The organism is Gelidibacter sp., from assembly GCF_039916245.1.
Taxonomy (GTDB): Bacteria; Bacteroidota; Bacteroidia; order Flavobacteriales; family Flavobacteriaceae; genus Gelidibacter.
Genome location: NZ_JBDSLS010000040.1, coordinates 1 through 4,667, shown reverse-complemented (window position 1 = coordinate 4,667; position 4,667 = coordinate 1). Strand labels below are relative to the sequence as shown.

The 4,667-nt window shown below is 35.9% G+C and carries 4 protein-coding genes; all 4 read right to left on the bottom strand.

Annotation, left to right across the window (positions count from 1 at the left end; genetic code table 11):
* Nucleotides 1–1,852: M56 family metallopeptidase (locus tag ABIQ28_RS01995; RefSeq protein WP_348035079.1), on the bottom strand; the 1,852-nt coding region annotated here is incomplete at its 3' end.
* A gap of 2 nt (nt 1,853–1,854) precedes the next feature.
* The gene (locus ABIQ28_RS01990; RefSeq protein ID WP_348035078.1) at nt 1,855–2,217 is read right to left on the bottom strand and encodes a BlaI/MecI/CopY family transcriptional regulator; all 363 of its coding nucleotides are present in this window, start codon (nt 2,215–2,217) and stop codon (nt 1,855–1,857) included.
* A gap of 752 nt (nt 2,218–2,969) precedes the next feature.
* Nucleotides 2,970–3,638, bottom strand: coding sequence for a response regulator (locus ABIQ28_RS01985; RefSeq protein WP_348035077.1), 669 nt, complete (start codon nt 3,636–3,638; stop codon nt 2,970–2,972).
* Nucleotides 3,639–3,644: 6 nt separating this feature from the next.
* Nucleotides 3,645–4,667, bottom strand: a 1,023-nt coding sequence (locus tag ABIQ28_RS01980; RefSeq protein WP_348035076.1) for an ATP-binding protein, incomplete at its 5' end; no start/stop codon positions are given.

The following is a 4,667-nucleotide window of genomic DNA, read 5'->3' as shown; positions in this document are numbered from 1 at the left end:
CATCTATTCCTGAAGCATCCTCTGAAACTTGAAATAAAATAGGCAAACTATACGGCACCGTTACGGTTTCCCCTTTTTGTTTCCCTGGTGTAAAATCTGGCATGGATTTAATGACTCTAATCGCTTCAGCTTCCAGTCCAGGATGTGGCGCTCTTGACATGACGTCCCTAACTTTTCCGTCTTTACCAATTTTAAAAATAACATTGATGCGTTGTCTTCCAGTCAATCCTAGTTCGGTGGCCAAATTCGTATTGTAGTTTTTATTGACAAATTCCGCTACCTTTCGAGAAGTACAATCTTTATCAACCTCTTTAGATCCTGTCGGTTCGCAACCTTCAAATAATGGCACTTCATCTATAGTCGCGAATGGCACTTCAATGTCATTAGCATCAGATGATGTCTTATTTATCTTAATATTATCGATGATTGTGGAATTATTTTTATCCATGTTTATGTCAATAGTCGTTTTCCCATCAGTCATTTTCAGTTTATAGTAAAAGGCATCTTTATCTATTAAGGCCAACTTTTCAGCTTTCATTTCATTTTCGTCATCTGATAATTTAGCCATATTATCAACTACCAAACGTAGCTCGCCATTTCTTCCCATATTTTCCCATCCTTGTTTAGCTACATCCGTTTTTTTAAAGTCAAGATAGTCTTCATAAGTTTTAAATCTATTAATCCTTTTTTCATAATTTTCTGCATCTGCTTCAGTTAACTGGCCTTCACTTTGCTTTTTCTCCCTAATTTCAGTATACATAAATTTTATAAATGCTTGCCTTCTGGCTACTACCTCTCTACTCTCAATATAATTATCGTCTCGTTTAAAAAACTCTTCGTTATTTATATTAAAACTACCTTTAGTCCGTGTCAATTCAGCAATCTCCTTATAATATTTATCCACTAATTCTTGAAAGGTCAATTCCTGATAAAGAACTTCTTTCTGAAGAAAAGGGAATGGATCTTTTACTTCACTCGCATAAGACGAGGTGTACATGAGCATGACCATCACCACTGGCCCCAATAAGGCATACTTGATAAGATGGATTTGTTTTGATTTTGATTTGCTTAACATAAGGATTCGTTTTTTGATTAATGATTGATGAAAAAATGGATTGATGAATGAAATCTGCTGGGTCTCGAAAACTTCCGACAACAAACTTTGATAGTATTCCGACTTGCCCTTGTATTTTACTGCTTTTGCATCGGCGATGAACTCGTGCAACGTAGATAATCTATTTTGATACATATATATTAATGGATTGAACCAAAACACGATCCGTAAGATTTCAAAGGCCAATAAATCCAGACTGTGTTTTTCTTTGACATGAACCATTTCATGTTGTACGATATGTTCTTTTTTTTCTGCATGAATGTTATTCCCCAAAAAGATATATTGGAAAAAAGAGAAGGCCGCACTGCTATTCAATAAAAACACAATAAGCGCATCGCCTTGCCAACGTTTTGGGTTTTCATGGAGCATTTTTAGGATTTTGATGATTTTGTATGCCAAAATAAGCGCTGCTAAAACCATCCCCAAAACCCAAACATAAGTCCAAGAAAAACTGAGCGCTTGCTCTGAGATTTGTTGCGTTTGCATCATCATAGCCTCATCCATAACTATGGGCGAAACCTCCCCAATAATAACCTCTGGCAACCTAATAATCATCGGTTCTGGAACAATGGCTTTGATACTTTCAAATTTTAAAAAAGGCAAGACAAACGACAAGAAAGCTGTGCCGATTAAATACGCACGATTCCAATTAAAGAAGGTTTCGTTCTTTAAAAACACGTCATAAATGATCAAAAAGAACACTTGAAACGCAAGGGTTTGTAGAATATAGTGTAACATAGCTAGTCGTCTTTTTTGTTAATTTCCTTTAAAACTGATTCCAAATCTTTTAAGCTCAGGTCATTTTTCTTCACGAAAAAAGATACCATACTCTTAAATGAGCCTTGAAAATAATCATTGACCAGCATATTAATGCTTTGGTTGCTGTAGTCCGTTTTTGCCACCAACGGAAAATAGAGATGTCCTTTGCCCTGTTTTTCATAATCCACAAATCCTTTGCTTTCCAAAATCCGCACAATGGTAGATACCGTATTATAGGCAGGTTTGGGTTCGGGCAATTCGTCAATAATTTGTTTGACATTGGCTTTTTGCAATTGCCATAGCACTTGCATGATCTCTTCTTCGGCTTTTGTGAGTTGTTTCATAATCTCTCCCTGCGAGGGCAGTCCCGAAACTTCGGGATATTTAGTTAAACTGGAATTTCATCAGAGCAAACGGATTATAATCTTCTAATCACCTCACTTGATGATGCTAATATAACTAAAATATTAGTTCAAACTAATTTTTTAGTTAAAAGATTTTATAAAAGTTGAAGGAAGTGGAGAAGGAAGGAAAAGAATTATCTGATAAAAGAATCAAGACATTTCGACAAGCTCAACGACCGCCCTTCGCTTTTAGAACCAAGAATCAAGACCTAACAGATAAAGCTTTGGTAAAAGAATCAAGACCGCTTCGCTTTTAGAACCAAGAATCAAGACATAACCCGTAAAGCGTTGAAGGCAGCTCTTAAAATTTATAATTATCTGGAATCATGACGCCTGATTAAGGCTTACAAAAAAGACAAAAATGGATACGCTATAAATCAAGTTGCTATAAAACCATTATCATTCTTTATGCTTAGGAAATCGACAAATCTTAATGCTACCAGATGATACTAAAAATAAAACCTAATAATTTTCCAGACGGTTAATTATTAGGTTTATTCTTTTTACTATTAACTCAACAAATGAGTAGAGGGATTAATTAATTGTTGTTGACTAATCAAATATAGAAAAGAGATGTGACTTTAAGTTACGGGAAAACCGCAAACTTTTTGTGGCAAAACCGTACAACTCATACGTAGCAAGCCTTTGACGATTTTGCAAAAATCAAAAAAACGTAGATTTATCCGTTTTATTTACAGAAAACCCTTTTTTCTCGCTTTTTCAATGAGTGTCTCATCTCTACCATCATTTACAGAGAATAAAACTTTGAGATGTTTTTTACGCTTTTCAATGGCACTCATTGATAAATTAATGTGTTCCCTTAAGGTAATTGTTCGAACGCCTTGCGATAATAAATGCAGAATTTTCCGGTTGATATCATCTACATAAATATCAGTTATTACCGACTTTTTCAAGAAATTATTTACCGTGCTACTGTAATAGGGCGGGGAGCATAAGATATGTTGAAAGGCCTCGGCAAGTTCACTGGACGTCATATCACTCTTAATCAAAAATCCGTCAGGATCAATCTGCTTTATAATGTTGTGCACTCTAAACGACTCATTGAACATGGTTAAAATAACAATTTTCGCATTGGGCATGAGATTGCGTGTCAATTTCGCCAAATCCTCTCCCGAAGTCAATTTGCCATCCGAAGAACCTGGCAAACTGACATCAAAAAAGCAAACATCATAAGGCTTTTCCTTGGCTGCTCGTCGCAATAATTCATTTGCAATGTCACAATCATTTGCGGTGTCAATGTGCAGGATCTGATTCTCCTTTTTGCTTGCCATCAAGGTGTTTTGATAACCTTCAATGATAATGGGATGGTCATCTACCATCAAAATATGAATGTGCTGCATAGGTACTTAAATTGTATAGGGGATTTTCACTGTTATGGCTGTGCCTTGATCAATTTTTGAATGGAACAATACCGTTCCGTTAAGTTGATTGACCCTTGATTTAATGTTTTTCAGACCGATTCCTTTTTTACTCTTATTCGGATCAAATCCAACACCGTCATCATTTATAGTCAAGCAAATTACAGGATTTTTCAGTTGAAAACTAATGTGTACGGTTTTGGCTTTGGCATGTTTATAGATATTTTGAAGTCCTTCCTGAACCATTCTGTAAATGTTTATTTTGGTTTTATTGGAAACTAACTCCCAATCAATATCTTCTGAATAATCAAATTCATATTCCAATTGATAGGCAGCGGCCTGTTTTTCGATCAATTCCAACAAAATATCGATAAATCCAGAGCCCTCCATAAAATCGGTATTCAAGTCATGGGAAATTTTACGAATATCATTTTCAATAATCTTTAATTCCGAAATGTATTTGGATCGTGTCTGTGCCGCCTCTTTTCCTTCATTAAGATTATAACTATCCAAACTCAACCGCGTTCCAAAAAGGCGTCCTAAGATGCCATCATGCAACTCTTGCGAAATACGTTTTTTCTCTTCAAACCTGGCCCCGTCAACTTTGTCCTGTTGGGAAAGCAATAAATTGTAAATTTCCTCATTGACTTCCTGCTGGTCTTGTTTGAATTTCAATTCTATATTCTTGTTGCGCTGTGTGAAAATGATATAGACCAATATGGAACCTACCATTAAAACGAAGGAACTAATAATCCACCACATTTTTTCCGTCGCCATCCGTTCGTTTTCCAATTCGATCTGGTCGGTTTCAAATTCAATACGCGCAAATTTATTACGGATACCGCGTTCATGTGCCAACAGACTATCACTTAACTGGATATGTTGATTTAGGTAGACTTTGCCTTCGTCACCTGGTTTGAGTTCGGAAAGAATAATCATAGACTCCAAAAGAAGGTCATTAGATGATATCTCTTTTGCTAATTGATAGGATTCTTCCGCATACTTTAGGGC

Coding starts and splice junctions, on each gene's coding strand:
- ABIQ28_RS01990 (WP_348035078.1), bottom strand. CDS start 2,217: ATGAAACAACTCACAAAAGCCGAAGAAGAGATCATGCAAGTGCTATGG.
- ABIQ28_RS01985 (WP_348035077.1), bottom strand. CDS start 3,638: ATGCAGCACATTCATATTTTGATGGTAGATGACCATCCCATTATCATT.